Genomic DNA, 25240 nt, shown 5'->3' with positions numbered 1-25240 from the left:
ATCTGTGTATGCATGAGACACAATGACATTAGTAGTGTTTGTGCCGTCGCCAAAGTTCCAAAAGTAGCTAACAATGGCTCCATCAGGATCATAGCTGCTGGACGCATTAAATGTTATTACTTCACCTGTAAGCACTGTTGTTGCAGACTCGGTGAATACGGCTACCGGAGGTCTGTTCAAAACCGTCTTAGTAGCGTTGGTTGATGCAGTTGCGCCATCGTTGTCCGTCACTGTTAAAGTGACCGTGTATGTGCCATCATTTGCATAGGAGTGATTTGCAATGACTCCCGAGCCATTGACTCCATCTCCAAAGTCCCAGAAATAACTCACTATGGTACCATCGGGGTCGTAACTGGCTGAGGCGTTGAATGTGATGACCTCATCTGTAAGCACTGTCGTCGCGGACTCGGTGAATATGGCAACTGGTGGCCTATTTAGGACAGTTTTGCTGGCGGATGCTGATGCTGATGCGCCATCATTATCTGTTACGGTTAGAATGACAGTATAGACTCCATCATCAACATATGCATGGTTCACAATGATACCGGTAGCATTTGCGCCATCGCCAAAGTCCCAGAAAAAGCTAACAATAGTGCCATCGGAATCATAACTACCCGACGCGTTGAAAGTAATTGTCTCGCTGGTATAAGCTGTTTCAGCAGACTCGGTGAAGAAGGCAACGGGAGGACTATTCAAAACAGTCTTAGTGGCAGATGTTGATGAAGATACTCCATCGTCGTCTGTCACAGTTAAAGTAATAGTATAGTTACCATCATCGGCATAGGCATGTTGTGTAGTGACGCCAGTTGCGTTACTTCCATCTCCAAAGTCCCAGAAATAACTCACTATGGTACCATCCGCGTCATAACTGCCAGAGGCACTGAAATAGATAATCTCACCAGTGTACATAGTTTCTGCAGACTCGGTGAAGCTTGCCACAGGAGGGCGGTTCAACACAGTCTTGGTGGCTGTGGTCGTGGCGGTGTCGTTATCATCATCGGTGACCGTCAAGGTTACCGTATACACTCCATTATCAGAGTACGTGTGCTCTACAACAACACCGGTAGCATTTGTTCCGTCGCCGAAATCCCAGAAGTAACTAACAATCCACCCATCTAAGTCGTAGCTTTGAGAAGCATTAAAGTAGATAGTCTCACCAGTAAGCACGGTTTCAGCTGACTCGGTGAAAATGGCAACAGGAGGTCGATTCAGTACGGTTTTTGTCGAGGTAGCAGTGTTAGTTGCGCCATCATTATCTGTTACAGTAAGGGTTACTGTGTAGTTACCATCTTGGGCATATGCGTACTCTACTACCACGCCTGTCGCGTTCATTCCATCGCCAAAGTCCCAGAAGTAACTAACAATAGTGCCATCGGAATCATAACTACCCGACGCGTTGAAAGTAATTGTCTCGCTGGTATAAGCTGTTTCAGCAGACTCGGTGAAGAAGGCAACGGGAGGACTATTCAGAACAGTCTTGGTTGCTGAGGTTGAAGCAGTAGCCCCGTCATCATCAGTTACCGTTAAAGTGACGGTGTAGTTGCCATCGTCAGCATAAGTATGTTCTACAATAGCCCCTGTTGCATTGGTTCCGTCACTGAAGTCCCAGAAGTAACTAACAATAACCCCGTCAGGATCGTAACTGTCACTTGCGTTAAAAGTGATAGCTTCACCAGTATACACTGTTTCGGCAGACTCGGTAAATGATGCAACCGGTGCTCGGTTCAAAACAGTCTTAGTGGCAGATGTAGAATCTGTTGCTCCGTCGTCGTCTGTTACTGTTAGGGTGACCGTGTAGTTTCCATCATCAACATATGAGTGTTCAACAATTGCTCCAGTTGTGTTTGTTCCGTCGCCGAAATCCCAAAAGTAACTAACAATATTGCCGTCTGAATCATAACTTTCTGAAGCGTTGAAAGCTATGGCGTCGTTTGTATAGACAGTTTCCGCTGATTCGGTGAAGGATGCAACTGGGGGGCTGTTTAAAACCGTTTTAGTTGAGGTTGTGGTGTCGGTTGCATCTTTGTCATCTGTAACCGTTAGGGTAACAGTATAAACGCCATCATCCATATACGTGTGTTCCACAATAACACCAGTGGCGTTGGCTCCGTCGCCGAAATTCCACTCGTAGCTGACAATAGTACCGTCAGGGTCGTAGCTGTCGCTAGCGTTGAATGTGATAGCGTCACCAGTATAGACAGTTTCTGCAGATTCGGTGAATAATGCAACTGGAGTTTCATTCATAAGGATTGTTTTGATGGAGGATGCCGAATCCGATGCTCCATCATCATCCGTTACAGTTAGAGTAACGATAAAGGTTCCGTTGGTAGCATACGTGTGCTCTACGGTGACACCTGTTGCGTTAGTTCCGTCGCCGAAATCCCAAAAGTAACTTGTAATAGTACCGTCTGGGTCATAGCTGTCAGATGCGTTAAATGTAATAGTTTCGCCGGTGTAAACAGTTTCAGCGGACTCTGTAAAGGATGCAATTGGATATCTGTTCAAAACAGTCTTAGTCGACATGGTTGTGTCTGTTGCTTCATCGTCGTCGGTAACAGTCAATGTTACCGTATAAGTTCCATCGTCGGCGTACGCATGTTCCACGATTACGCCAGTGGCATTGCTTCCATCTCCAAAATCCCAGAAATAACTGGCAATTGTGCCATCGGGATCATAACTTGCTGAAGCATCAAAGTAAATAGGCTCCGCCGTTAGCACGGTTTCTGCGGATTCGGTGAAGGAGGCTATTGGCGGTCTATTAAGCACTGTGACGCCCTTAGAAGTGATGTCATATAGTCCGTGGTTATCGGTTACGTTGAGTGTAACTGTGTAGGTTCCGTCGTTAGCATAGATGTGGGTTGCGATCTCGCCAGTGCCATTGGTTCCGTCTCCAAAGTCCCACTCGTAGCTAACTATGTAGCCGTCTGGGTCGTAGCTGGCTGAGGCATTGAAGGTTACGGTTTCGCCAGTGTACGGATATTCTGGTGTGTAGGTAAAGGAGGCCACTGGTGGCTGGCCATAATATATAACTGCCCAAACTTCATGAGTTCTATACGCAGTTAGGGGATCCGGTCCTTTGGTTTGTGTTCCTATCTGACGGATTTCTAAACTGCCTATGTCGGCCCAAGACCAGGATCCGTCGTTCGGTTCCGTGGCATTGTCTAAACTAAAACATTGTTGAGTAACTGAAGATGTAATCGAGGTCCACGGATCTCCTTCAACTCCACCTACATAATATTTCAGTGTTACATAATCGTTCGTAAGTCCTGCGAGAGTAATCACAATCCTGAGATCAACCCTGTTGATTGGCCCTAAATCCGTAGCGTTAAAACCTGACCAATATATATTATTAATAACTCTCAGCTGGGTTTCATCGGCATAGGTTGAATTGTTCCAGTCCCAAGCGTTTGGCTCATTTATCCACTCCCCATTAACATCAATATAGTTTGAAGGCTGACTGATCACACTAGGAGCTGGACCTGCATACACCAATCCGAGGAACAATACGCCAACCAAAAGAAACAACACTACGAAAGAGAATACGCGTAGGCGGGGTGGAGAGAGTTTTCTTTTATGCAAAGTGTTCCTCCTCCTTTCTTACTACCAAAAAGAGGTTTTGACGAAAACAGTGGGGGTACACACAAAACAGCAAAAATGGACAGGTGAATCGCTCTTCGAGAACCACCACTAATCTTTTCATTCAGACGGAACTCCTTTCTCCTTTCAGGACTAAGAAACTCTTCGTACACAGAGTAAAAAAGGTTATGGATTTATCTTCTATATACACGTCAATGTTGACTGAGATAACCATGTCAACCTTTAGAAACAAATGTTAGAGATCGTTTAAGGAGTGCTTCAGCAACACCAATATTACGGTTTCGGAATGTCATGTCTTCCTACAAGCTGTCTCACCCAAGTAAGAATTGAGTCTGCTTGGCTCCTTGGGCTTACTTTCTAGAGTGTCTGTGATGTAAGAGAGGCAATATTTTGACAACTAATAATGCTTGCGAGGCCGCCTCCTCTTGTTTCTCGCCTTACGTTTCCAAAATAGCGCTGCTACCATAACTATCACGATCACTCCAGCTAATGCGCTGATCCATAGAGAGGAGGAGTCAAATAGTGGCGATGTGTTGTCTGTGATAACTGTGATAGTTAGTTGATCTTTGTCGATGTTTCCCGCCGCATCCCTTATAGTTAGAGTTACTGTGTATGTTCCAGTTTCATGGTATGTATGGTTAAGTGTGACACCTGTTCCAGTCGTTCCATCTCCGAAATCCCACTCATAGGCTACAATATTGCCGGTGGAGTCCCTTGCATCAAAAGAAACAGTTGTTCCTACCTTCCCACTTCTATCTGGACCAGCTTGTGCACTCAACCCTTCTTCATCAGATATTACGTGAGAAATATCACCATAAGGCCTTACAGATGGGTATCTGTCTCGATTGTTCTCGTTTATGACGTATGAGTCGTCCCATATTTCGTCTCCGCCGGCTTGGTCTTGATTTGGACCACTCTCCTCATCGACATTGGTGTAGTCGTGCCAGTAGTTGCCTCCAGAAGGATAGCCATCATCCCAAATGCTTTCTGATTTGCTATCAATGGTTACATGCTTTATGCTGGGCGCGTGAGGAGGAAGCCCATTGTTGATGAAGTTATTGTGATAAAAGGTGTTGTCTGGAGAATTGGCGAGTTCAATGCCAAGCAGTTTGTTGTTAGCTATTGTGTTCTCTAAAACCGAGTTGTTAGATGAGCTTGACAGCCACATACCATGGAAATTGCCTATAAGGTAGTTCTTGGAAATCGCGTTATCAAAGGAGTCTGACACGAAAATTCCGTGACCGCCAGAATAGCTTTTTGTGACATTATTATCCACAATCACGTTATTAGAGGAAGAAGCAACTAAAGAGATGCCGAACGTGTTTGCAGTGAAGTGATTCGCTTCAACCGTTACTTCAGAGGAAGAATGTAGGGATATGCCATGTCCATTATTTGTCAAGCTGTTTTCTGCAATGTTACATTTAAAGGAATTTACATAGATGCCGATAGAATTTTTTGTTATGTGGTTACCAGTAAGGTTTGTGGGTCTTGAAATCCAAATACCCGCATATGAAGGCCCTGGCTGAGATCCGCCGTTTTGTACAGTAAACCCGCTAATGACCACGTTCCTGGCAGTTACCTTGATAACGGTTCCTGTTCCACTTCCGTCGACGATGGTGCTCTCTTTACTTTCTCCAACAAGAGTTAGAGGCTTGTTTACATTTAGATGTTCATAGTATGTTTCGTTACGTACAAAAATGGTGTCTCCCGCAGTAGCATTTCCTATAGCCCATTGTATCTTCGCGTAATCGTCTGGAACGGTTATATTATCAGGTTCTGCTTTAACTGATTGATTCTCAACTTTCAGCGATAATATGATCAATAGAAACAGTGTGATTATTACTGTGTAGACGGTTTTCTTTGACATCGAGAACGGTTTCATTCGAGCACACGTTCTCCTCTGTATTTTCATGTTCGGTTTTCCATTTATACAACAGGACATTGGGTTTTAATAGTCTATTCTTATGCGAAAATATAACAATTAGCGGAATACTAAGTTGGGTTCAGTCCTTTGCTGACAGAGTGGTTTCTGGTCGGGCGAGCAGGATTTGAACCTGCGACAATCCGGTTTCTGCCTAATTGGCTGTATGCTCGGCAGGCTGGGTGATGCCTACCTTACGGGCAGGCCTCTACAGCGTCTCCGTCTGCCAGGCACGCTGGCAAACTCGGAAGCTCTACCAAGCTGAGCTATCGCCCGACCTAGTTGGATAAAAACCAATTCACGTGATTTATGCGTTTCGTTTCGAAACAAGGCAGAAATTCTCCGGGTGTAATGTGTAATCTCACCTAGATTTTTTAGGCCTAAATATGAACTGTGCCTCCTAACACAAAAAACGTGGTTGAGTTTTGTAAAATTTCGAGATTGTCTGCCATGAATTTTTGCAATGTTATAAATTTCACTGTTGTACCTATGGATGTTGTGAATGTTTTCTGATATGCAAAATCCTTGAGAAAATTAAAATTTCAAAAGCAAAACAAATATCTCAATGGTTCACTAAGTTTTCCTTTGGAAGCTACTGCCCATCGCGTTTTTTCTCTAATTCGAAGGCATCTACGAGAGTTTTCCTCAAGATTGTTAAGAAGATAAATGCGGAACAAACACAGAAACTATAAAATATACGGTTACATATGTCACACTTTCATAAGCAAGCATCAAGCGAAGTCTCTCAGAGAATTAACATTCAACGTGGGATGTTTAATATGCCCATGAAAATTCAAAAAACCGAATCCAACAACCAACTCATAGTAGAAAGGATTCATCACGCAAAAAGCTATAGATTAATTGTTGACCGCAAATTGTGCGTAGGGTGCGAACTCTGCAGCCTTACTTGTCCAAAAGAGGCTATCACAGTTAGCCGACAACCGAAAAAAGAGGGACAAAAGGCTCAACATCCCCTGATTGACGTAGATGAAGCGAAATGTCAATACTGTGGCATATGCGCCACCATCTGCCCCTACGGTGCGGTGCAAGTTACTATAGACGGTGAGAATATCGCCTCTGTAGTGGAGAAGGAAAGTTTTCCGCAACTTATCCGTGAAATTACTGTGGACGTAATAAAATGTCCAACAGATTGCAATGACTGTGAGGAAGCTTGCCCCTTAGACCTCATCAAAGTTACGTCAGACCCTGAAACCAACAAAGTTGCAGTAGATATTAGAGAAGAACAGTGTCCCTGTTGTCGTGTGTGCGAAGTCAAATGCCCAGAAGGTGCTATTCTTGTCCGAAGAATTTTCACTGGAAAACTTAAGATTAACCAGGAAAAGTGTCCCTCTGGCTGCCGAGATTGTTTAGATGTTTGCCCAATAACCGGTGCTTTGTATCTTTCCGAGGAAAACGGTAAGGTATATGTGAATGAGCTTCTCTGCACCTACTGTGGCGTGTGTAACATTGTCTGTCCTGAAGAGGGAGTGTTAGAACTTTCACGCTCAACAATACGTCATACCCCGGTTCGTTCAGGGACATGGAACAAAGCTCTTGAAAAGTTAGCTTCTACAGTTGAAGTGGCAAAAGAGTTGCGTGGAAAAGGAAGAAAAAGAACTATGGAAGCAGTGAAGAAACGTTTTGAACCGAGGAAGAAGTAAAATGGCTGAAACTAAACCAAAGCAAAAACCAGAAGCCAAGGCAAGAAAGGAGTCTCCTAAGACAATGAAGAAAGTTGCAATCACTCCTCCTCCGAAAACATTGCCTCAGAAAGCCAAAGAAAAAGCATCAGAGCCAAAGATTGGGGAGATGGCGCCAATCAAAGCTCACGAGTTTGATCCTCACTTCAAATATGAAATTGGCAAGATGCACGGCGGCGAGAAACTTAAGCAGTGTTTTCAATGTGGCACATGCACCTCAGACTGCCCGATTGCAAGATTCAGCGACTCCTACAGACCTAGAGCAATAATCCGCATGACACAACTTGGCCTAAAAAACAGAGTGCTCTCCAGCGACACCCTATGGCTGTGTGCAGCATGCTTCACATGCACCGATCGTTGCCCCCAAGACGTAGAAGTTGCAAGCGTAATACGAATACTGAGAAATGCCGCCGCAGAACAAGGATTAATGCCCTCAATCTTCAAAGACTTAGGTTTAAGCATTCTAGAAAGCGGCATCGCTTACCGAATCCCAGAGTTGCGACTGAAGAAAAGAGAGCAAATTGGATTGCCCCCGCTGCCCAAGGGCAACCCTGAGGTTATGATGAAATTGGCCAAGGTAACCGGTTTTTCGAAAATACTTGGAAAGGTGAGCAAACGTGACAACTCCTGAGAGAAGCTCAAGCTCCAAATTCTTACTTTTCCTAGGCTGTGCTATTCCCTACCGAGTTTCAAGTTATGAAATTTCCACACGAAAAGTTCTAGCTAAGCTGGGAATAGAATTGGTTGAAATGCCAGAGTATAACTGCTGCGGTCTTCCTATAGACCCTATAAACCATGAAATGATGCTTACGCTGGCAGCTAGAAACCTCTGCTTAGCCGAACAACAAGGACTTAACATTGTTGCCCTTTGTCCAGGGTGTGCCGGGACTCTGCGCAAAGTGAACAAAAAATTGAGAGAAGATAAGGAGCTTAGGGAGAGAATTAATGGCTACTTGAAAGAAACGGGTCTGGAGTTTAAAGGTACTATAGAGGCTAAACATCTTCTCCAACTGCTAGCGGAAGACGTGGGCTTAGAGAAGATTAAGAATGTGGTGAAAAAGCCTCTAACCAACGTGCAAGTGACCGAGCACAGTGGCTGCCACGTTTCACGCCCCGTCGAGGGTGTTGGCTTCGACAACCCAGAAAACCCAGAAACTCTCAAAAAATTAATTGAAACAACTGGCGCTAGATACGTGGAGTATACAGATAAGATAGCGTGCTGCGGCGCTCCAATCGCAGGCGTAAACGACAGAATTCCACTCCAACTTACTAGGGAGAAACTTGTTCACGTAAAAGATGCAGGCGCCCAAGCACTAATAACCGTTTGCCCCTTCTGCCACATGATGTTTGACACCAACCAGCCTCGAATAGAGAGAATGTTTAACGAAACCTTCAAAATTCCAGTCCTTCACTACCCACAACTGCTCGGCTTAGCGATGGGGTTCTCACCTGAAGAACTGGCTCTAAAAAGCTTGCGGGTTGATCCGATGCAGATAGTTTCGCAGATATACGGCAAAGCGGAGGGCAATTGAAGATGACCAAAGAAAAACCTCGAATCGGCGTATTCATATGCCACTGCGGCCTCAACATAGCTGGAGTAATCGACGTAAAGGAACTAACAGAATATGCAAAAACTCTGCCTGACGTGGTTTATGCAAAGGACAACCGATACACATGTGCCGACCCAGGCCAAGACGAAATCAGAAAGGGCATAAAAGAGCACAGACTCAACCGAGTGGTAGTCGCTGCATGTTCACCACGTATGCATGAACCAACCTTCCGCAAGACTTGTACCGAAGCAGATTTGAATCCCTACCTTTTCGAGATGGCAAATATCCGTGAGTTTTCATCTTGGTGTCATCCCAGCACGCCAAAGGAAGCCACAGAGAAAGCCAAAGAAATCGTGAGAATGGCTGTTGCAAAGGCAAGACTGCTTCACCCCCTTAAAGAAATCGAAGTACCTGTCACTAACAAAGCCCTCGTCATTGGCGGCGGAATAGCTGGAATCAACTCAACCTTAGACTTGGCCGAGATGGGCTTCAGAGTTTACTTGCTTGAAAAAACTGAAAGCATTGGAGGCCACATGGCTCAGCTGGACAAAACTTTCCCAACTTTGGACTGCAGCATATGCATTGAAGGCCCAAAGATGGTAGATGTAAGCCGCCATCCCAACATTGAAATAATATCTTACGCCGACTTGGTTAGTGTTTCGGGCTTTGTGGGCAACTTCAAAGTTAAGATTAGGAAAAATCCACGATATGTCATTCATAAAGAGTGCACTGGCTGTGGTGAATGCAAAGACGTCTGTCCCATCGAGTATCCAAACGAGTGGGACATGGATATGGGGGTAAGAAAAGCAATATCTATACCATTCGAACAGGCTGTCCCGCTTGTGTACACTATTAACATGGACCACTGCATCGAATGCTACAAGTGCGTAGACGCTTGCGGCGCAAGACAAGCAATAAATTTCGACCAAAAACCAGAAGAAGTCGAGTTAGAAGTTGGCGCCATAATAGCTGCAACCGGCTTTGACATTTACCTGCCCTATGATGACCCGCTGTATGGGTATGGAAAGTATGACAACGTTATTACTGCGTTGGAGTTCGAACGGCTCATTCTTGCAGCTGGACCAACAGGCGGCAAAGTTATTCGAGCATCAGATGGCAAAAAGCCTCACAGCGTGGCTTTCATCCAATGCGTAGGATCACGGAACCTCAAGAAATACGAATACTGTTCAGGCTTCTGCTGCATGTACGCGCTGAAAAACGCTATTCTACTCAAAGAGAAGTACAAAGATGACGTGGAAGTTTACCTCTTATACATGGAAATGAGAACACCCTTCAAAGGATATGAGGAATTCTACAGAAGAGCCCGAAACTTGGGCGTCACTTTCATCCGTGGACGAGCAAGTCACGTCCTTGAAGATCCGGAAACCAAAAATCTGGTTATACGAGCCGAAGACATGACACTGGGACAGCCTATTGAGCTACCAGCCGAAATGGTTGTCTTATGCACAGCAGCCGTTCCCAAATCCGATGCGGGCGACATGGCAAGAATTCTTAACATTTCAAGGGGAGCAGATGGCTTCTTCATGGAAAGCCACCCGAAACTGAAGCCCATTGACACACCAGCGGACGGTGTCTTCTTAGCAGGTGCTTGTCAAGCCCCCAAAGACATTCCATACAGTGTTTCTCAAGGAAGCGGAGCCGCAGCGCGAGCAGCAACCATACTTTCGAAGAAAAAATGGAAAATAGAACCCATTGTCGCAGTGGTTAACCCTGAAAAATGCAGAAACACAAAAGTGAAATGTGGCATTTGCGCCCAACGATGCCCCTATGGATCCATAGAAGCCCCTGAAAAACAGCCTGCAAAGGTTATAACAGCCATGTGCCACGGCTGCGGCACTTGCGTAGCCGAATGCCCTACAAACGCTATTACACAGAATCACTTCACCGATGAACAAATTTTCGCCCAAATAAGAACGGCATTGGAAGAGAAACCAGAAGATAAGATTCTAGGGTTTCTATGTAACTGGTGCTGCTACGCAGGTGCAGACCTAGCTGGTACAAGCCGCTTCGAATATCCCCCCCTCATTAGGCCAATTCGTGTAATGTGTTCAGGTCGTGTAGACAGGGACTTTGTGTTAGACGCCTTTAGACGGGGAGCTGGTATGGTCCTAGTCGGTGCGTGCCATCTACCATATGACTGCCATTATATCAGTGGTAACGCGAGAATGAAAGCTCGCATGGATGCCTTAGCACCTATGCTGGAAAAGCTTGGGTTAAGCCCTCAGCGTTTTCGAGTAGAATATATTTCAGCCGCTGAAGGACTAAAGTTTGCAGAGCTAATGAAGGAGATGGCTGCGCAGTTGGAAGAGTTAGGACTAGAGAAGATTAAGGCGGAAAACGCAAAGTTGAAGCCAATCTTAGACAGAATGCTAGCTAAGAAACAACAACGATCACAAAAGTGATTTTCTTAAAAACTTCTTTCAAATTGAAATTCTTATAAGGTAATGCCTTGAATAGCCCAGCTTGCAGTATTAGAGACGCTTGATGTACTCGGGAGGCACTCCTTTGCAAACAAATACGCGATCTATTGCCCTGAAGAATCTTAAACCTTTCCTTCTAGCAGCTTTCGCGTTAACTACGAGAACTATAGGTTTCGATGTTCTCCTTCGCCCAACTTCAATCGCTATCTCCTTTGCAGGAGACAAATGAACCCACTTTCTGTTCGTGGGCTTAAGACCGGCCTTCAAAATTTTAGACGCAGATTCGGGAGTAGTCCCATGATAAAGTACCGCAACTGATCCATCTTCCTCGAGTCCAACGTTCACTTCAATGGAATGCCCATACAATGCCCTTATGTTATCACCAATTATTTCAAATCGTTTTCTGACTCCTTGATTCGCTATCTCATTAATAAAACGCTCATCGATATTGTATTTCTCACGAAGTTCACGCAGAAACTCGTCAAGACATACAAAACCTTCTTCGTCAATTTTCAAATCCTTAGGGTTATGCCTAAGAAGATAACTCATATACTTGCTTACCTTGACTCTCAACCTGGAGTTCATGGCTATCGTCCATTTGGTAGAGCAAATCCTTAGATATATAAGCGCCGTAATTTTTCTTTTCTTGAAGAGCCATGGTTTTTACGAATTTTGTTATGCCATAATTTGTTCCTATGGTAGCTTCTCCAATGCGGTTTGCATCTTCAATTTTCAAAATCTGCTGCAATAAGGCATCTCCCTTGGTGGCTGAAGCTTTCAAAATTTTGCCATCTTTAAATGTGAGCGTTATGTCTTCAACTTCTCTGCTGGAAAGATTCCGGGAAAAGTGAATCTAATTGTGCCATTTGCCAAATTTTCAACGGGAGCTGTGAACACCTCGCCGCTTGGCATGCTTATTTTCCCATCAGAATTTATCCATTTTCTGCCTGCTACATTGAAAGTTAAGTCTGTATCTTCACCTATTATGCGGATCTTGCTTGTCTTGTTTAGGAATTCACAAATTTTCTCCTTCTGATCATGTATTTTCTTCCATTCTGAGATGGGATCTTCTTTGTCAATTAGACAGCTGTTGCAAACGAAATCTTCGTATTCTACAAGTGACATGGCGGCTTCTTGTACTTGAGCGTTTATAGGATAAGGCAAAACCGTCCATTTGAGTTTTCCTTCGACAGCACGTTTACTAAAAATTTTTGATAGTTCCCTTCTGGAAGCTGCAAATATTCTTATCTTTGAAGAGTTTATGTTTGTTAGTTTCTTAGGGTTTGGTTGGCACCACACGTTTATTGATATGTCGATGTTTTCATACAAGAACTTGTGGAAGGGTGAAACGAATTTTAGCTGGTGCTCCTTTGCGTATTTGTAAAACGTGTATGCAACATCTAGGTTTGGCATGATTAGCGGGTATGCATCGCTTAACAAGCACTCCTTATATATTTCGTTAATCAGAGGGAAGGCTAGTTCGCTTCCCCTTATGAGAACTTTTTTCAGGGTTCATTTCAACACTGTAGTGAACGCATAGTTTCGCGAGCTTCTCAATTCTCTGGTCAACCATTCGATCACAACTTGGATAGAGCCGTCTTAAAACCGAGAATCCATGTTTAAAAGTTTATTGCCGAACAGTGTTCTCAACAATAGAGAACACCATATTTTTAGCATGATATACTTGAACACGAAAAATGCTAGCTAATATGAAGTTAATTTGTAGAGGCTCTGTTTTCGCCGTTCAAAGTCAGGTTATCGACACGTTTTGAATTTGAAAGTATCGCTTTGCTAAGAAGCGTATTCGCTCAGCATTCCTTCCGTTTCTTCCAATAGCCACGCCTTTATCCTTAGGATCAACTGCTACAACCGCGATGGATTTTCCATCAAGCTTTTCTGTTAACCTAATTTCTCTCACATGTGCGGGCTTTAACGCGTTTCTTATAAATTGAGCAGGGTCATCTGAATATTCAATGATCTCGTGTTTTTTGCTTGTCATTCGCTCTAGAAGACGAATGTTTTTGCCGCCTTTGCCTATTGCCATGCCTATGTGTCCTTCTTTTACGATAAAGATGGCGCGATTTGCGTTTTCGTCAAGAATACAATCTTTAACTGAAGCACCAGTGATGCTTTCGAAAAGGGCGATGAAACGCATTTCTTTACTAGTTAGTTTGATTCCGGTAGCCATTCTAAAACGCCTCCTCTTCAGTAACGTCTTCCTCTGTTTTAGGTTTCTCAGCTAACTTCAAGATGTCAGAATCACCGGACTCTTTTACAGTCAAAGTAGCAACCGCAAACCGTTTTCCACAAACCATGCCCAAATCGATGCTGTTGCCCCTATAAGTCACAACTGGAATTTGAGATAGCTTTCCGTAGTACTTAAGATCATCGCGTATATGGGATGGAGTATTTGAGGTCACAACGATAAGTCGAGCTTTGCCGATTTTTGTGCTTCTTATAGCTTCATTCACTCCGAAAACTACCTTGCCAGTCCTGACTGTGGTGGCAATCGCCTTGTCTACATCGATCATTCACTTTTCTCCTGCTTGTCGGATAACGTAGACATATATAGGTTAACGAGTCCAGTTCCAATGGGTATAGATTGCCCTACTATAACGTTTTCGGTTACACCCAGCAACGGATCAGCTTCACCCTTAATTGCTGCGTCAACAATGTTGGGAACTGTGATTTCGAAGGCTGCACGAGCCAAAATACTAGACTTGGCTCCACTGATGCCGTGTCGGCCAATTTGCTTCACTTCGCCTGTGGCGGTCATTATGTCTGCGACCAGCATTATATGTCGAATGTCAACTTCTAGACCTTGCTCTTCCAATACGCTGAGTGCTTCTTGAATGAGGGAACTACGGGCCGCTTCAATTCCCAATGTTTTCGCGATTTCATGAACGTGGTTTGTAATAGTTCTGGTTGGATCAATACCAATAGTTTCAAGAATTTTTGGCAGATTCGATCCGTCAGTTCTAATGACCCATTCTCCTTGCTCTTCAGTAACTAGAACACGTTCAACGCCAGAAACTCCTTTTACCTGTTGAGAGATTATTTTGCCCATCAGTTTCTTGTGGTCTTCAGGCTTCTTTGGTTTTGCATAAATCTTTTTGCCTCGCGCTCTTATAGTGCATATAGGAAGTTGTAATGCATCCTTCAATTCATCTATTGATACGCCTCTATTCTCCATTAAAGTCCTATCAAGATCGATAACGATCTCTTCGTGTTTCGGGTCATCGTAAATTGACTTTGCAATGTCTTCTACATCTGTGTAAATGATTCTGCGGGCAATTTCAGTGGCTTTTTCCTTATTCTTTCTCTTTTTCTTATCGAGATAAACGGACATAATCGGCGTGGAAGGAATTCGCCTGGCGTCTACAATCTCGATGAGACGCGGCAAGCCCAGAGTAACGTTTTGCTCTCTTACACCTGCATAGTGAAAAGTACGTAAAGTCATCTGGGTGCCTGGTTCGCCTATAGATTGTGCTGCCACGATGCCAACTGCTTCTCCCGCCTCGACTAAGGCACGTTTATAATGTTTCGATGTCAAGTCGATAATTTGATCTACACCTTTCTTTTTCAGTTTTGCCTTCTTCAACTCTCGCTTCAGTTCGTCTATTAAGATCGGTATAAGCTGATGCTCCACATCCTCGAGTTTTTTCTCAATGTATTTTTCAGAAGCAGGTCTGCCACTTGCAATCATCATGCTGACTTGATTAACAAGTCTGCTAACGTTCACAGCTTTTCCATGATCGCTTTTTGCAGGGTCTACGCCATCTTCTCCATAGCGGAACTGTATGATCTCCCCTACAGAATTACGAACTGTTCCATCATATTCTACACGTAGATGTTCAAGCGCATTAATCAAACGTCTTTGCATGTAGCCACTTTGCTGTGTTCGCACGGCTGTGTCCACCAAGCCTTCACGGCCGCCCATGGCGTGGAAAAAATATTCTACCGGATCAAGACCTGATTGATAGGAGGATTGAACGAAACCTCTTGCCTTTGGAGAGGGGTCACCTGGCTCAAAGTGAGGTAACGCACGTTGCACGTAACCTCGCATGATACGTTTGCCTCGAACGGCTTGCTGACCAACAGAAGCTGTCATTTGACCTATGTTTAGGCTAGAGCCTCGTGCTCCAGTTCTGGTCATAATAATGCCGGCGTTCTCAAGAGTAAAATCCTCATCAGCGATTTTTCCAGCGTTGTCCCTTGCCTTCGCAAGCTCATTCATAACGTAGATTTCAAATGAGTCGTGAAGAGATTTTCCTGGGAGTCTTTGAAGTGTTCCTTTCCTGTACGCTACAATTAGTTCTTGAACGTTTTTCTCACATTTTCCCAAAGTTTTGGCAATCTTGTTCTGTGCCTTTGCTGATAGTTCCAGTTCATCGAAAGAGTATGTAAAGCCACGAATGGACATGAAAAGTTTTAGCACTTGACAGCATTTGTTCAAAAATTCTCGGCCTCGCTTGGCGCCGTAATCTTTGATTATGCGGTGGAGAATGCTTTCTGGCTGCTCAGCACCTATAGAACGTCTGTCAATGACGCCTGATTTCAACACGCCGTTCTTAATGACAACAAAAGCGTCGTATGAGCATTTTTCTTTGAGGCATTTCGCACAGTTTTGACAGATTGTGGCTTTCAGTGAATAGTTAAAATCTTTTGGCAAAAACAGACTGAATATCTGTTTTCCTGTCCACATTGGTTTTGGCTTTTTTATCTCAGGTTTTGGCAAGGAACCTTCATAGCCAGCTGCTCCTAGCAGCGTACAAACTTCTTCTTTAGTCAGGAGAGTGGATTCCTTGGTAAGAAGGTAGGCAGAGGTTATGAAATCCCGAATTGCGCCTATTATGGGGCCTCCGAATCTTGGAGAAAGCATTTGATCTTGGACTTGCATGAGTATGAGCGCTTCTGTCTGAGCTTCTTCGCTTTGTGGCACGTGGAGGTTCATTTCATCCCCATCAAAGTCAGCGTTGTAAGGTGGGCAGACGCAGAGATGCAATCGAAACGTTTTGTAGGGCAGCACCCTAACACGATGCGCCATGATTGACATACGGTGTAGAGACGGTTGGCGGTTAAAAATAGCAATGTCGCCATCTTTAAGATGTCTTTCCACGATGAAACCTGATTCTATCGCCTCGGCGACTTTTTCTCGGTCTACTACGAATTCTAGCCGGATTCGTTTACCATCTGGTCTAACTAAGTATAAGGCACCCGGATAATTATCAGGTCCATTCTTGATGAAAGCCTTCATTTCTGCAAGGTTCCAGTTGGTTACTTTTTCTGGAATTGAAAGTTTCATTGCGATATCTATAGGAACTCCTACTTCGCTAATGTCTATGTTCGGGTCAGGAGAAATGACGGTTCTTGCAGAGAAATCTACTCGTTTCCCGGAAAGATTGCTTCTGAAACGCCCTTCCTTTCCTTTAAGACGTTGTGACAGTGTTTTTAATGCCCTTCCAGAACGATGTCTAGCTGGGGGGATGCCAGAGGCCTCATTGTTGAAGTAGGTGGTTACATGATATTGTAGTAATTCTGATAAGTCTTGGATAATAAGTGTGGGTGCTCCTGCCTCCATGTTTTCCTTAAGACGCTGGTTAATTCTTATGATGTCTACAAGCTTGTGGGTTAAGTCGTCTTCGGAACGGATTCCAGATTCTAGTGTAATTGATGGTCTAACGTAAACTGGTGGAACTGGGAGGACTTGGAGAACCATCCATTCGGGTCTAGCAGTTTTTGGAGTGAAACCGAAAAGCTCTAAATCTTCATCAGGTATCCGTTCAAGCCTTTCACGAACTATGCTTGGAGTTAGCTGCGGTGAACCTCCCTCAGCCACTTCTTCACGGAAGCGAGTTGGCTTCTCGAAAACTATCTTATATTGGGGTGTACCACAGTGAGAACACTTCTTGGATTTTGCGTCCTTCAAGATCTTTTTATAGACACTGCCGGGTACTACTCCAAGAAGTTCGCGAGTACGTTGAATTTGCCCCTTGATTTTTTCTACTTCTTCGTCTTGCAATGTTACGCGCCCGCAGTTTCTACATGTGGCATTTAAGAGTTTATGGATGATTTTTGTGAATACAATGTGAATTATAGGAACTGCCAGTTCAATATGGCCAAAATGGCCTGGGCACCGAATGGCTGTATTACCGCATGTTTTGCATCGTTGTCTCGGCTCAAGGGTACCTAATCTGCCATCCATCAAACCGGAAATTATTGGAGCACCATCTTCATCGTAGGTGTCCGCAGTTTGTATCTCAGAGACAGAAAGCCTTCTCAATTCCCGTGGTGAAAACAATCCAAATCGAAGCTCATCGATTATCTTCTGAGAAACTTCTTCAAAGGCCACTCTAAGCACGCTCCTTTAACTTTAGACGGGGTGCAACGCAGAGACTCATCAGTTCCTGCAACAAAAGTTTGAAGGCATATGAGATAACCACTGGAGAAATCTGTGCGTTTTCTTCACACATTCGGCAAACATATGCGCGTTGTTTTATATCGTAGTAAGCTATGTAGCCGCAGTTTTCGCAAACATAGAGAATGTATTTGTCTGATTCTTCGAGGAGTCGGTCTCGCAAAAGCATCGCTGCGCCATGACCAACTAAGCAGTCTCGCTCCATCTCGCCAAACCTTAATCCGCCACCTCTTGCCCTGCCTTCAGTTGGCTGCCGCGTTAACATCTGCACTTGTCCGCGCGCCCTAGCGTGAATCTTATCAGAAACCATGTGGTGAAGTTTTTGATAGTAAACTACTCCTATGAAAATGTCCGCAACAAACTTTTCGCCAGTTACACCGCTATAGAAAACCTCTCTTCCAGTGTGGCTAAAGCCGTAATTGATCAAAGTCTGCTTTATATCACTGGATTTTTCGTTGACGAATGGCGTTCCGTCGGCTGGTCTTCCGCGGGCTGCAGCCATTTTTCCAGCCATAGATTCCAGAAATTGGCCTATGGTCATTCGTGAGGGAATCGCGTGAGGGTTTATTAGTATATCTGGAACGATGCCTGACGCGGTAAAGGGGAGATCTTCTTGAGGTATAATCATGCCAATGACGCCTTTTTGTCCATGGCGAGAGGCGAATTTGTCGCCAAGTTCTGGAACGCGCTGATCGCGTACTCTGACTTTGACGAGTTTGCTTCCTTCCCTGGATTCTGTGATGAAAATGGCGTCAGCGGTGCCTGCTTCTGATTGTCTTACGTCTACAGATGTATCGCGCATCGATGGACCTTTTACCTCAAATTCTTTGTATTCTTCGAGGAATCTGGGAGGGCTTGTTCTTCCTATAAGAACGTCGCCACCGACCGTGCTTGCTTCAAGGTTTACAATGCCATCAGGCTCAAGCAAACGATAGTATTGCTCGCCTCTAAAGCCTCTCATACCTGCCTCTGGAATGACAAATCGATCTTTCAATCCTCCCAGGTATTGGCGGCATTCAGCTTCATAAATTCGATAAAATGTAGAACGGCCCAAGCCGCGTTCTATTGATGCTTTGTTGAAAATGAGGGCGTCTTCCATGTTGTATCCTTCGAAAGACATGACTGCAACTAGACAGTTTTGTCCTGAAGGTCTTTGATTGTAGCCTAAGATTTCCATGGGTTTTGTCTTGACAAGAGGCGTCTGAGGGTAATGCAAGACATGGGAACGAGAGTCCACTCGGTAAATAAAGTTAGTTGCGTAAACGCCAAGGGCTTGTTTTGCCATGGCAGCCTCGTACGAGTTTCGGGGCGACTGATTGTGTTCTGGATAGGGTATTAAGGAAGCGCATATACCAAGAATTGTGTAGGGTGAAAGTTCTACGTGTGTGTGTTTATGAGTTATTTCGTCGAAACTCAGAGCCACGTAGATGTTTTCCTCTTCTTCTGCGTCGATATATTCTATTATCGCGTTTTTGACAAGGTCTTCCCATGACCATTCTCCTGAGCGGATATTGTCAATGTGTTCTGGTTGGAGTTTGGAGACGCCGTTTTCAACTATTATGAGAGGTCGTCGAACTCGACCTTCGCTACAATTGACGTAAACTTCTTCTTTTCCACCCTTAGTTTTGAGGTGGGCGATGTTGATTTCTGAAGGGATTTCGCCTCTTCTGCGTTTGTCTCTTAATTCGGAGACGAGTTCTGTGGGGTATTGGTGATATCCTATTAAAGAACCATTTATGAAGATTTTCGCGCCTGAAAGGCGGACTCCTTGCTCCGCGTTTCGCGCCGGAATGCTTCCCATGTCATAAACACTTCGCTTTACCTTTTCAACGTTTACGGCTACAGATATGCATGCAGAAAGAGCGAGATTCTTCACCAAGCCACAGTTTGAGCCTTCAGGCGTTTCGTTTGGGCATAAACGCCCCCAATGGGTTGGATGCAAGTCGCGGGCTTCAAAGTTTGGTTGGCTCCTACTGAGAGGGGACTGCAGTCTACGTAGATGGCTAAGAGTTGAAACAAGATTTGTCCTGTCGAGGAGTTGCGTTATGCCCACTCTCCCTCTGCCCCAATTGCCTGTTGCCAAAGCATGTTTGAGGCGGTCTGAAACTATGCCAGGGCGCACAGCGGCGGAAACTGTGATCATCTGTCGTTTGAATCCCATTCTCTCCAACTGATATTTTATATCTCTACATAAGTTTCTGAAGGCGACGCGAAAGAGGTCCGCGAGTAGAGGACCAGCAAGTTTTAGCCTTTTGTTTTTAAAGTGATCTTTATCGTCTGTTGTGCGTTTTCGAAGTTTTAATTCTATCACGCGGCATGTCATCTCACCTAGGAAGATAGCTTTATCTATGCGTTTTTCAGGTGTGCGGTCTAGATGGGGAAGAAAGTTTCGGTCTAAGATACTTTGAGCTCTTTGAAGACGATACTCTAATACTTGCCCATGTGCCACGCGGTTACCTATGTATTCAAGAGCTTCTCTGACGGTTTCCACTCCTGCAGACTTTTCAAAGGAAGATTCAAGCATGTTTTGTATAGATTGTTCGGGTGAGACTATTTCAGCGATTTCTTTGTCGGATTCAAGTCCCAAGCCTCTCATTACGATTATGAAGGGAACTTCAGAGGGCACGCCGGGGATAGTGACGTAGATGGCGCCATCTGATTTTAGACGCAGTTCTATTCTTGCTCTGAAGCCGACAGTTGTGGAGAAGATTTTTGCTTGGTAAACAGGGTGGGCGCCTCTTGTGTCGATGTCTACTAATATCCGGTTTGGTACCAAGTCTTCAAGGGCAACAATCACGCGTTCTGAGCCATTTATCAGGAAGTATCCACCCGAGTCATTCGGGTCTTCGCCATGAAGTATCAGTTCTTCAGGTTGCAGTTGGGAGAGAACGCATAGTTTGGATTTGAGCATGACGGGGATGTTGCCAATCAAAACGAGTTCTGTATCTTGTTCTCTTCCGTCCATTATCGGAGTCATTTCAATAGCCATCGGCGCAACGTAAGAGAGATCGCGGAACCTCGCTTCCATAGGGTATATTTCATGTTTTGTGCCGTCTACTTCGGTCAAGTAGGGACTACTTATGCGGGATTGAGGGTCGATTATCCAAGCTTGCCCAAGTTTTATTTTATAGGGACTTTCAGGAAGTTCGATCTTTATTTCGCCGGTTTCATCTATTATCTCTTGCAGTCCGTGGTCGATGAATTCGTTGTAAGAGTCTAAATGCTGTCGAACAAGTCCTTTTTCTTTGAAGAAGGATTTTTGAAGAAGTAAAAGTTCGTCTTGAGTGATTTCTGACACTTTTCAATTTGCCTCCTGAGAACTATTGTTTAGTTTAGATTGAAGGGGAGGTCTTTTGAGGGTTTTTTCTTCCAAACTGTGGGTTTCCTCCAACGGGGCCGGGTGCCATCCGACCCGAAAAGTTGGGTCTCCTTATATTTTTTATGGTCCGTTTTGGAACTAAAGCCATAGAGTCATGGTCGTATCTAATAAACCTTACCTAAGGAAATGTTATTTTCTTTATTCTGACTTTGCCTTGGCGAGTACAGATTGAATAAAAGACATTTTCGCCGCGGTATAGGCCTGGTGGTCTGAACCAGACTCAAAGGCCAATCTTTTTTCAATTCATAATACTCCTGAGCATCCTTAGGATGAGTGCAGAGATAGTCACGAAACAGCAAACGGTTCTTCCAGAAATTACTTGTTTGTTCAACCATGTGCAAGTGATAGTGCTGTTCCATTGGAGGATGACCTTTGTAGAAATAACGTCTTTCTGGAATTGAATCCTCATGTTCAGGAACATACTCGCAGCCAATGCTTCGAAGAGGCACAATACACCTCTCGGCATCATTAAGTTGAGAAACAGCAACTATTATGTCGATAATGGGTTTTGCTCCCAAGTTGGGGACAGCAGTACTCCCTATGTGCTCAACTCCCACAATTACATACCCCACAACCTCAAGAATCCGACGTTTCTCCTCTTCATACAATACAGCCCATTGAGGATCATAATCTGCAATTCTGATTGTCTTATTCATTTCCATCAACTAAGTTTGCCCATTAGAAGTAGTATGCTTTTAATCTCAAAGGCTTTGAAAATCAAAATGTAGATTACAGATAGGTGGGGTTTCAAGAACTCAAGGTAAAATCAAGAACACGCGCATTTGAGGCGTTTTCCTAATGTTTAGCGTCTGTTTAGATTCTATTGAGCATGTAGCAGATGGTCTAGTCTCGGAACCCCGCACACCTATCATTCCCCTCTCTACTCTGTCTTCCCTAGTATCAAAGCTAATAACGCCATCCTTGTAACAATTCCATTCCACACCTGTTGAAAATACCGTGCATGACTCGTACTATCTACCTCAGGTGCAATCTCATCCACCCTCGGCAACGGATGTAGAACAATCATATCCTTCTTTACCCTCTCTAACAACTGCAAATCAACTCTATATGAACCCTTTACCTTCGCATACTCTGCCGCGTCTGGAAAACGTTCCTTCTGAATACGAGTCATATACAACACATCAACGTCACCAATAATTTTCTCTAGGTCATTTTTTTCTATAACCTCAATCTCCTTCTTAATCACCTGCAAAACCTCCCTCCGCATACGCAACATGTCAGGCGAAACAAAGAACAACTTCACATCATACAACGACAACGCATACGCCAACGAATGCACTGTCCGCCCATAACGCAAATCACCAACCAAAGCCACGTTCAAACCGTCAATATCTCCTTTCTCTTTAACAATAGTGTACAAATCCAGCAAAGCCTGCGTCGGATGCTCCTCAGCACCAGAACCACCATTGATAACTGGGACGCCTGCGAACTCAGCTGCCAACCTGGCCGCCCCTTCCAACGGATGACGTACAACAATAACATCAGCGTAACTTTCAACAACTCGCATAGTATCAGCCAAATTCTCACCCTTCTTCACCGAAGTAATCTCTGCCTCAGCAAAACCAATCGCAGAACCACCTAACCTATGCATAGCCGACTCGAAACTCAGACGCGTGCGAGTACTAGGCTCAAAAAACAGTGTAGCCAAAATCTTCCCACGCAATAAATCTGAACCAGCCCTTGCCATAGGCTCCATAGCTCGAGTCATCTCTAGAATGTAATCAATCTCCTGCCGCGAAAAATCCCTCAGAGAAATAATGTCACGCCCCTTAAACTCCAACTTTAACACCAAACAAAAAATGAGCAGGTGATAAATAACTTCTTTGCTAGCGCCTTCAACCTATTAGGAAAAGCAATATATGCCTTCTTGCTACGAATCTATTCAAGAGGCAAACCTACAATGGCTGAAAAAACCCTTCTTGTCTCAAAAATTAAAGATGGCACAGTCATCGATCACATTACAGGTGGACACGCGCTAGATGTCGTGAAAATTTTGGGGATAACAGGACGAACAAATGGAACGGTGTTAATCGCGATGCACGTGCCGAGCAAACAGCTAGGCACAAAAGATATAGTTAAAGTAGAAGGCAGGGAACTAGAACCTGAGGAAGTTGATAAGATAGCGCTTTTGGCCCCCCACGCCTCAATAAACATAATTCGCGACTATAAAGTGGTTGATAAAAAACGCGTAAAACTACCAGACATCATACGCGGAACAGTAAAATGCGGCAACCCTGCATGCATATCCAACAGCAACGAGCCAGTACAGCCAAAATTCTACGTGAAAAACCAAGACCCTCTAATGATAAGATGCCATTACTGCGGCTACATAATGGAGAAACAAGATATTTTGAAACAATTCTAGGCTATTTTGTCTGAAGAAGAAGAATCGCCTTAGCGAGGTCTCCACCGCTTTCCTCTAGCGCTTGTCTTGCTTCTTCCACACTTTTCCCAGTCTGGTCGGCCACCAATCTAATGTCTTCCTCAGGAACCGCTAGTTTCTTTTCTTCAGCCGCTAACGCTCTTTCCGTAATCTTTCCTCCTGTGACCTGGAACACCTTTTGCCCTTTAAGGTTCAATATAGCTACTTCTGGTTCTTCAACGATTATTTCCTTCACGCTTGTTTTGAACACAACTTGCTGAACGTCAGGCATCGCGTCCATGCTTAAGCCCATACGCTTCATTAGCCGCTTAGTATCCCTCGGACTCATTCCTTTACGCAACTCTCACTTACTCCACGCATAATTTTCTTGCTTCTCCTTCTTAACTCTCCCTCTTCCCTTCAGCAGATCCCCTTCTAACACGAACGGCAACACCATTTTTAAACGCTTTCATCTCCCTTCCAGCCAGAACCGCCCTGCCAACAGCTAAAACTTTACATTTGCTATTTATGACAACCACTTCTTCTTCAGGTCTAATTTCCTCGTCACAATCAACAACGTGCTTAGCGAAAACGCTTTTACCTTTAGCGACAAAGTCGGCTGCATTGTCTTGAACCTCCACCCATAATTGTTGAGGCTTAATCTGCGTGACGTGGCGTGCACCCTCAATGGTCAGCGAGAAAAAGCTGTCGGTAGGCCGCAAAGTAGCCAAAAGTTCGCCATCTAAATAAATGTGCCTTATCCTACCAGTCCGCCGAGAAAAAACAATATCCACTGTGTCGGGAAAAAGCACCTTTCCAGTTCCTCGCCCAAACTGGTAGTCAGCAATAGAACGGATTTTCTGCAAAGGATTGTCTCGCATATTGGCACCGTTCGTTGATACGACATCTATAAAGAAGCGAAGATATGTAAAATAGTTGGGGTAACTTCAGAGTACATTTTTGGAGCGAAAATTGAAAGCTTAATGTGCTCGCCTTTCTTGATGGTTTTGCATGCTCTCCGCAAATAGGCATAATGACTCACATGCGTTCTCCCAAAGCTTGTATTCCTGCATCTGCGTCTTCAGAAAGCGCTAAATAACTCTGAAGATACATTATGTCTGGGAGAAAAAGTGAGAAAGCAGCATTAGCAGTTATGATTTTCCTGCCAATTATCATTCTTCTTCTATTCACGTTTGACATTCAACCTATTTAGTCCCACACCCACTCACCATCCACTCGCGATCAGACTATTGTAAGAGTAATTCCTGAAATTATCGAGCTAGGTCCTGAAAATGTAGTAGGCAAGACTTCTACGATTGCTGTGGTAGTTGAAAACGTAACAGACCTCCTAGGCTTTGACATATAGTTCAGCTGGAATACCACCTACATCAAATATACAACCCACACACAAACCAGTACAGTTGAGAGCTACCCAAGCCCCTATGCAGGCATAATTCATGATCCACCACTAAGACTCGCTGAAGTGGTGGACCCCGCACCTGGCAGCTATTGGGCTGCCCTTGCAACGCTGGGAGGATCAGGCTTTGACGGTGGTGGAACTGTTTTCATCATGGCTTTCAGAGTGGTATATCAACCTGAACCGGGCGAAGGATAATTAAACATGCGATTAGACATACAATCCGCAAATCTCGCAAGCAGCGGCGGTTCTATCCCACACGATGTTTTCGACGGAACGGTTGGGATACACGCTCGCCTTAAATGTGACCTTAATGAAGATGGAGTCGTTAACATATACGACATTGTATTGGCGGCAGAAGCATACGGCTCTAAACCCTGCGACCCCAACTGGAACCCACGCGCAGACTTAGCGCCCAATGGGAACTAATCGAC

General features: G+C 44.4%; 21 protein-coding genes, 1 tRNA gene and 1 pseudogene. 8 read left to right on the top strand and 15 right to left on the bottom strand.

Translation table 11 applies throughout. The annotated features are described in order from the left end of the window. From NWE91_01380 to NWE91_01370, 3 genes are all read right to left on the bottom strand, one after another. Nucleotides 1–3579: PKD domain-containing protein (locus NWE91_01380; protein MCW3985053.1), on the bottom strand; the 3579-nt coding region annotated here is incomplete at its 3' end. A gap of 415 nt (nt 3580–3994) precedes the next feature. After that, nucleotides 3995–5479, bottom strand: a complete 1485-nt coding sequence (locus tag NWE91_01375; protein ID MCW3985052.1) for a right-handed parallel beta-helix repeat-containing protein — start codon at nt 5477–5479, stop codon at nt 3995–3997. Between the two features lie 148 nt (nt 5480–5627). Further along, a tRNA-Tyr gene (locus NWE91_01370) sits at nt 5628–5794 on the bottom strand. 509 nt (nt 5795–6303) lie between these two features. Between NWE91_01370 and NWE91_01365 the strand changes: the two genes are divergently transcribed. From NWE91_01365 to NWE91_01345, 5 genes and pseudogenes are all read left to right on the top strand, one after another. Then, nucleotides 6304–7179 carry a 4Fe-4S dicluster domain-containing protein gene (locus tag NWE91_01365; protein ID MCW3985051.1) on the top strand — a complete coding sequence of 292 codons (876 nt, stop codon included), beginning with the start codon at nt 6304–6306 and terminating at the stop codon, nt 7177–7179. A gap of 1 nt (nt 7180) precedes the next feature. Continuing rightward, the gene (locus tag NWE91_01360; GenBank protein MCW3985050.1) at nt 7181–7849 is read left to right on the top strand and encodes a 4Fe-4S dicluster domain-containing protein; all 669 of its coding nucleotides are present in this window, start codon (nt 7181–7183) and stop codon (nt 7847–7849) included. Continuing rightward, nucleotides 7836–8750, top strand: a complete 915-nt coding sequence (locus NWE91_01355) for a CoB--CoM heterodisulfide reductase iron-sulfur subunit B family protein (GenBank protein ID MCW3985049.1) — start codon at nt 7836–7838, stop codon at nt 8748–8750. The genes NWE91_01360 and NWE91_01355 overlap by 14 nt, the downstream gene beginning before the upstream one ends. A gap of 2 nt (nt 8751–8752) precedes the next feature. Beyond that, nucleotides 8753–10717: pseudogene (locus tag NWE91_01350) on the top strand (CoB--CoM heterodisulfide reductase iron-sulfur subunit A family protein). Further along, nucleotides 10709–11191, top strand: coding sequence for a hydrogenase iron-sulfur subunit (locus NWE91_01345; GenBank protein ID MCW3985048.1), 483 nt, complete (start codon nt 10709–10711; stop codon nt 11189–11191). Before NWE91_01350 ends, NWE91_01345 begins: the two are co-directional and overlap by 9 nt. 69 nt (nt 11192–11260) lie before the next feature. Here the strand turns inward: NWE91_01345 and NWE91_01340 are convergent, their stop codons facing one another. The 9 genes from NWE91_01340 to pyrB all read right to left on the bottom strand — a co-directional run bounded on the left by NWE91_01340 (nt 11261) and on the right by pyrB (nt 22807). Then, nucleotides 11261–11758, bottom strand: a complete 498-nt coding sequence (locus NWE91_01340; GenBank protein MCW3985047.1) for an RNA 2'-phosphotransferase — start codon at nt 11756–11758, stop codon at nt 11261–11263. Next, nucleotides 11742–11990 (bottom strand): hypothetical protein, encoded by a 249-nt coding sequence (locus NWE91_01335; protein MCW3985046.1) that lies wholly within the window; start codon nt 11988–11990, stop codon nt 11742–11744. The genes NWE91_01340 and NWE91_01335 overlap by 17 nt, the downstream gene beginning before the upstream one ends. Before the next feature lie 26 nt (nt 11991–12016). Beyond that, nucleotides 12017–12703 carry an aminopeptidase gene (locus NWE91_01330; GenBank protein MCW3985045.1) on the bottom strand — a complete coding sequence of 229 codons (687 nt, stop codon included), beginning with the start codon at nt 12701–12703 and terminating at the stop codon, nt 12017–12019. 256 nt (nt 12704–12959) lie between these two features. Beyond that, entirely contained in the window at nt 12960–13397 is a 438-nt protein-coding gene (locus NWE91_01325; protein ID MCW3985044.1) for a NusA-like transcription termination signal-binding factor, read from the bottom strand. 1 nt (nt 13398) lies between these two features. After that, the gene (locus NWE91_01320; protein ID MCW3985043.1) at nt 13399–13740 is read right to left on the bottom strand and encodes a 50S ribosomal protein L30e; all 342 of its coding nucleotides are present in this window, start codon (nt 13738–13740) and stop codon (nt 13399–13401) included. After that, the gene (locus NWE91_01315) at nt 13737–17561 is read right to left on the bottom strand and encodes a DNA-directed RNA polymerase subunit A' (protein MCW3985042.1); all 3825 of its coding nucleotides are present in this window, start codon (nt 17559–17561) and stop codon (nt 13737–13739) included. Before NWE91_01315 ends, NWE91_01320 begins: the two co-directional genes overlap by 4 nt. A 1-nt stretch (nt 17562) precedes the next feature. Beyond that, a complete protein-coding gene (locus NWE91_01310) occupies nt 17563–20925 on the bottom strand; it encodes a DNA-directed RNA polymerase subunit B (GenBank protein MCW3985041.1) in 3363 nt (1120 codons plus the stop codon). 185 nt (nt 20926–21110) lie between these two features. Further along, nucleotides 21111–21662 carry a GrpB family protein gene (locus NWE91_01305; GenBank protein ID MCW3985040.1) on the bottom strand — a complete coding sequence of 184 codons (552 nt, stop codon included), beginning with the start codon at nt 21660–21662 and terminating at the stop codon, nt 21111–21113. 224 nt (nt 21663–21886) lie between these two features. After that, nucleotides 21887–22807, bottom strand: coding sequence for an aspartate carbamoyltransferase (gene pyrB / locus NWE91_01300; protein ID MCW3985039.1), 921 nt, complete (start codon nt 22805–22807; stop codon nt 21887–21889). A gap of 120 nt (nt 22808–22927) precedes the next feature. On the opposite strand from pyrB, the gene pyrI reads away from it, so the two are divergent. After that, nucleotides 22928–23392 (top strand): aspartate carbamoyltransferase regulatory subunit, encoded by a 465-nt coding sequence (gene pyrI, locus NWE91_01295; GenBank protein MCW3985038.1) that lies wholly within the window; start codon nt 22928–22930, stop codon nt 23390–23392. A 1-nt stretch (nt 23393) separates the two neighbouring features. Here the strand turns inward: pyrI and NWE91_01290 are convergent, their stop codons facing one another. From NWE91_01290 to NWE91_01280, 3 genes are all read right to left on the bottom strand, one after another. Then, the gene (locus NWE91_01290; GenBank protein ID MCW3985037.1) at nt 23394–23738 is read right to left on the bottom strand and encodes a nascent polypeptide-associated complex protein; all 345 of its coding nucleotides are present in this window, start codon (nt 23736–23738) and stop codon (nt 23394–23396) included. A 52-nt stretch (nt 23739–23790) separates the two neighbouring features. Beyond that, on the bottom strand, nt 23791–24270 hold the full coding sequence (locus tag NWE91_01285) for a pseudouridine synthase (protein MCW3985036.1): 480 nt from the start codon (nt 24268–24270) through the stop codon (nt 23791–23793). A 157-nt stretch (nt 24271–24427) separates the two neighbouring features. After that, a complete protein-coding gene (locus tag NWE91_01280; GenBank protein ID MCW3985035.1) occupies nt 24428–24580 on the bottom strand; it encodes a hypothetical protein in 153 nt (50 codons plus the stop codon). A 292-nt stretch (nt 24581–24872) separates the two neighbouring features. On the opposite strand from NWE91_01280, the gene NWE91_01275 reads away from it, so the two are divergent. Beyond that, complete coding sequence (locus NWE91_01275; protein MCW3985034.1) at nt 24873–25004, top strand: hypothetical protein; 132 nt, start codon at nt 24873–24875, stop codon at nt 25002–25004. Between the two features lie 6 nt (nt 25005–25010). After that, nucleotides 25011–25235: a hypothetical protein gene (locus NWE91_01270; protein ID MCW3985033.1), complete on the top strand. Its 225-nt coding sequence runs from the start codon at nt 25011–25013 to the stop codon at nt 25233–25235. Nucleotides 25236–25240 lie beyond the last annotated feature (5 nt).

The organism is Candidatus Bathyarchaeota archaeon (genome assembly GCA_026014805.1).
Lineage (GTDB): Archaea > Thermoproteota > Bathyarchaeia > Bathyarchaeales > SOJC01 > JAGLZW01.
Note: the sequence above shows the minus strand (reverse complement) of the source record. Positions and strands in the feature narration are given on the sequence as shown.